This is a genomic window from Thalassospira sp. HJ (assembly GCF_000948415.1).
Taxonomy (GTDB): Bacteria; Pseudomonadota; Alphaproteobacteria; order Rhodospirillales; family Thalassospiraceae; genus Thalassospira.
Window position 1 is genome coordinate 1 of record NZ_JYII01000013.1, and the last position, 3357, is coordinate 3357.

2 rRNA genes are annotated in these 3357 nt (G+C 53.3%); both read right to left on the bottom strand.

Features of this window, described 5'->3' with window-relative positions:
* Positions 1-14: 14 nt before the first annotated feature.
* A 5S ribosomal RNA gene (gene rrf, locus UF64_RS12880) occupies positions 15-129 on the bottom strand.
* A 129-nt stretch (positions 130-258) separates the two neighbouring features.
* Positions 259-3003: ribosomal RNA gene (locus UF64_RS12885) — 23S ribosomal RNA — on the bottom strand.
* Positions 3004-3357 lie beyond the last annotated feature (354 nt).

Sequence of the window (3357 nt, forward strand, 5' to 3'; positions counted from 1 at the left end):
GCTGTATTTGGAAGGCCCGGCGGTGACCTACTCTCCCGTGCCTTAAGACAAAGTACCATCGGCGCAGGCTGGTTTCACTTCTGAGTTCGGGAAGGGATCAGGTGGTTCCCGGCCGCTATGGCCACCGGGCCGTCCAAACACAGCGAAGAGATCGGAGATCTTTGTAAGATCGTGATATATGCGAACATTAGTGTGACGTATTGGTCTTGCTGATTTTACCGCTGCGCAAGTCATATTGCAGATCAGTAGCAAGAGGGATCAATCAAGCCGATCGATCAATTAGTACTGGTTAGCTTCACACATTGCTGCGCTTCCACACCCAGCCTATCAACCTGGTGGTCTTCCAGGGATCTGATAGGGATACCTAGTCTTGAAGGGGGCTTCCCGCTTAGATGCTTTCAGCGGTTATCCCTTCCGCACTTAGCTACCCGGCGATGCTCCTGGCGGAACAACCGGTACACCAGAGGTGCGTCCATCCCGGTCCTCTCGTACTAGGGACAGCTCTTCTCAAGTATCCTACGCCCACGGCAGATAGGGACCGAACTGTCTCACGACGTTCTAAACCCAGCTCACGTACCACTTTAATTGGCGAACAGCCAAACCCTTGGGACCTGCTCCAGCCCCAGGATGTGATGAGCCGACATCGAGGTGCCAAACACTCCCGTCGATGTGGACTCTTGGGGAGTATCAGCCTGTTATCCCCGGCGTACCTTTTATCCGTTGAGCGATGGCCCTTCCACGCGGGACCACCGGATCACTATGACCGACTTTCGTCTCTGCTCGACTTGTCAGTCTCGCAGTCAGGCAGGCTTTTGCCATTGCACTCTTAAGCTGATGTCCGACCAGCCTGAGCCTACCATCGCGCGCCTCCGTTACTCTTTGGGAGGCGACCGCCCCAGTCAAACTACCCGCCATGCAGGGTCCCGGATCCGGATAACGGACCTCGGTTAGATATCAGGAAGCAAAAGGGTGGTATCTCAAAGGTGGCTCCACCATGGCTGGCGCCATGGCTTCAAAGCCTCCCACCTATTCTGCACATTCACATCCTGATACCACTGCAAAGCTGTAGTAAAGGTGCACGGGGTCTTTCCGTCTGACCGCGGGTACTCCGCATCTTCACGGAGAATTCAATTTCGCTGAGTTGGTGTTGGAGACAGTGGGGAAGTCGTTACGCCATTCGTGCAGGTCGGAACTTACCCGACAAGGAATTTCGCTACCTTAGGACCGTTATAGTTACGGCCGCCGTTTACCGGGGCTTCAATTCGGTGCTTGCACACCTCCTCTTAACCTTCCGGCACCGGGCAGGCGTCAGACCCTATACGTCGTCTTGCGACTTCGCAGAGCCCTGTGTTTTTAGTAAACAGTCGCCACCCCCTAGTCTGTGCCCCCACCGTAAAGTTGCCTTCACGGTGGGCCCCCTTCTCCCGAAGTTACGGGGGCAATTTGCCGAGTTCCTTCAACACCATTCTCTCAAGCGCCTTGGTATATTCAACCTGCCCACCTGTGTCGGTTTGGGGTACGGTCCATATGTGAGAGTTATTTCCTGGACCTCCTTGGCAGCTTCTCCAATCCAATAAGGAAAAACTACTTCCAGAGGCCGTCACTTCTCACGGGTACAGGAATATTAACCTGTTTCCCATCGACTACGCATTTCTGCCTCGTCTTAGGGGCCGACTCACCCTGCGCGGATTGGCCTTGCGCAGGAACCCTTGGGCTTTCGGCGAGGGAGGTTCTCACTCCCTTTATCGCTACTCATGTCAGCATTCTCGCTTCCGATACCTCCAGCAAACCTTACGGTTCACCTTCACAGGCTTACGGAACGCTCCGCTACCACTTGTCAAAGACAAGTCCGCAGTTTCGGTGTGTGGCTTGAGCCCCGGTACATCTTCGGCGCGGGACAGCTTATTTAGACCAGTGAGCTGTTACGCTTTCTTTAAACGATGGCTGCTTCTAAGCCAACGTCCTGGTTGTCTTGGCCGTCCTACATCCTTTCCCACTTAGCCACAACTTTGGGACCTTAACTGGCGGTCTGGGCTGTTTCCCTCTCGACCACGGACCTTAGCACCCGTAGTCTGTCTGCCAGATAGTACTCTTCGGTATTCGGAGTTTGATTAGGTTTGGTAAGCCGGTAAGGCCCCCTAGCCCATTCAGTGCTCTACCCCCGAAGGTATTCGTCTGACGCTCTACCTAAATAGATTTCGCGGAGAACCAGCTATCTCCAGGTTTGATTGGCCTTTCACCCCTAACCACAAGTCATCCCCGTCTTTTTCAACAGACGTGGGTTCGGTCCTCCAGTGACTGTTACATCACCTTCAACCTGCTCATGGCTAGATCACCTGGTTTCGGGTCTAATCCCACAAACTCAATCGCCCTATTAAGACTCGCTTTCGCTGCGCCTACACCTATCGGCTTAAGCTTGCTTGTAAGACTAACTCGCTGACCCATTATGCAAGAGGTACGCTGTCACCCCATAAAGAGGCTCCAACTGCTTGTAGGCATCCGGTTTCAGGAACTATTTCACTCCCCTTATCGGGGTGCTTTTCACCTTTCCCTCACGGTACTGGTACACTATCGGTCGTCAAGGAGTACTTAGGCTTGGAGGGTGGTCCCCCCATGTTCAGACAGGATTTCACGTGTCCCGCCCTACTCGAGGACTTATGCAATTTCTACCCGTACGGGGCTATCACCCACTATGGCCGACCTTTCCAGATCGTTCCGGTTCTTATGCATAAGCCACTGGCCTGGTCCGCGTTCGCTCGCCGCTACTAGCAGAGTCTCGGTTGATGTCCTTTCCTCCGGTTACTGAGATGTTTCAGTTCACCGGGTTCGCCTCCTGCCGCTATGTATTCACGACAGGATCACCCTATTGGGTGGGGTTTCCCCATTCAGAAATCTACGGGTCAAAGCCTGCTCTCGGCTCACCGTAGCTTATCGCAGAGTGCCACGTCTTTCATCGCCTCTTGACGCCAAGGCATCCACCAGATGCCCTTATTATGCTTGAGAGATCCCTCAGCTAACTGTTCTGCGGCTTGCGCAGGGGTAAAACCTGCAAAACCACATCACAACTAGTTCGCGATCACGTTCTTTCGTTGCGACAAAATCACAACGGAAAGATCCGTTCTCTTCATATTCCCTATTCACAATGTCAAACATCTCGTCATCCAGTCTCTCGACCAGATATCTCGTATCTCCCAAACCTCTTTATGTCTTCTGAATGCCTCCGGCATTCAGAGCATGTCGCCGCCGGCCAACCCGACATGCATGGACAAAATCCAGACACTGCCAAGTGGCAACTTCGACTATTCGATAACGTTTATCTTCTGATCTGTTCTCACCAGTTACTTGATGCTCCCGCGA